Origin of the sequence: Stenotrophomonas sp. HMWF003 (genome assembly GCF_003061285.1) — a bacterium.
GTDB lineage: Bacteria > Pseudomonadota > Gammaproteobacteria > Xanthomonadales > Xanthomonadaceae > Stenotrophomonas > Stenotrophomonas maltophilia_AP.
In genome coordinates, this window is sequence record NZ_QAIW01000438.1 from 11,420 (window position 1) to 12,868 (window position 1,449).

Below are 1,449 nucleotides of genomic sequence, written 5' to 3' on the forward strand. Positions count from 1 at the left end.
TCCAGATAGGCCAGCGCCTGGTCCCGTACGGTTACCTGCCTGCTTTTGACCAGAGCCAAGGCCCGATCGACGCCGTCCCGCCCTTCCGCCGCCTCCAGCGCAACTGCCCATCGCGCAGCCACATCCGCCGGCAGCCCGCGCCAGGGATGGGTCCCCGCACATCCCTGCTGCCCGGCCACCGCAAGCAGAGCCTCCCAATCGTCGACCAGCACATCGCAGGCCTGGTACAGGGCGTAGCCCACGATCTGGCGTGCCTGTCGGTGCGCCGGGTCGCCCAGGAGCGTTCGCCATGCGGCCTCCACCACGGCGACCAGCCGATCATCCGTCAACAGGCCCAGTGCACGGTCCAGGAATGTTGCGGGCGTGCAATCGCGCCGCATGGACTGCATCAACAGCGCCTCAAGGGCGGCGGGATCCTGCTCGGCCAGGTCCAGCATCGGGCTGACACTGTCGGCGCGATGACCATCGCACGCATGCCGGGAGAGAATGTTGTCAATCAGGGGATTCATGCAGTGGGCAACACGCCGGACGGGCCGCAAAGTCTGAGCCGGTCGCGCGCGTTTGGGAAATGCACCACCGCCCACGAGCGCATGGCCGCCGAGGCCGCGTAGTCAGGGCTTACACTTCCCTTATGACCCGCTCGCTTCCTTGGCGCCTGGCCGACGCGCACGACGCCCCCTTCCCTTCTGCCGAAACCGCGCTGCGCGAACCAGACGGACTGCTGGCCGTCGGCGGCGACCTGACGCCGGTGCGCCTGCTCAACGCCTATGCCGGCGGCGTGTTCCCGTGGTTTTCCGACGGGCAGCCGCTGCTGTGGTGGTCGCCAGACCCGCGCATGGTGTTCCGCACCGACGGCGTGCGCCTGTCGTCGCGGTTCCGCCGCAGCCTGCGCGCCAGTTCGTGGGTAGTGCGTGCCGATACCCGCTTTGCCGAGGTGATCGCCGCTTGTGCGACCAGCTTTCGCCCGGGCCAGGACGGCACGTGGATCACCGATGCGATGCGCGAGGCATATGTGGCCCTGCACCGGATGGGGCACGCGCATTCGGTGGAAGTGTTCGAGGGCGAGCGGCTGGTGGGCGGCATCTACGGCGTGGCGATCGGGCAGATGTTCTTTGGCGAAAGCATGTTCAGTGCGGCCAGCGGTGGCTCCAAGGTGGCGTTGGCCGCATTGGCCCATCGCCTGGCACAGTGGGGTTGGCCATTGATCGATGCGCAGGTGGAGAACGACCACCTGCTGAGCATGGGCGCTGAACATTGGTCGCGTGCGCGCTTCCTGGCGCTGGTGCGGGAGCAGGTGCGCCGCGATGCACCGGCCGGGAGCTGGACCGAGCGGTTTGGTGAGATGGCCGCTGCGGCGCTGGCTTAGCCGGGATCGTGAGGAGCCGGCCAGCGGCCGGTGTCGGCTGGCGCGTCCGACAGTGTGGTGAGCCGGCCAGCGGCCGGCGTCGG

General features: G+C 68.7%; 1 protein-coding gene and 1 pseudogene. One reads left to right on the plus strand and one right to left on the minus strand.

Annotated features, from left to right (window positions below):
* Positions 1 to 509: pseudogene (locus DBR34_RS21920) on the minus strand (hypothetical protein); the annotation flags it as partial.
* 122 nt (positions 510 to 631) lie between these two features.
* Between DBR34_RS21920 and aat the strand changes: the two are divergent.
* Positions 632 to 1,366 (plus strand): leucyl/phenylalanyl-tRNA--protein transferase, encoded by a 735-nt coding sequence (aat, locus tag DBR34_RS19250; protein WP_128097968.1) that lies wholly within the window; start codon positions 632 to 634, stop codon positions 1,364 to 1,366.
* Positions 1,367 to 1,449 lie beyond the last annotated feature (83 nt).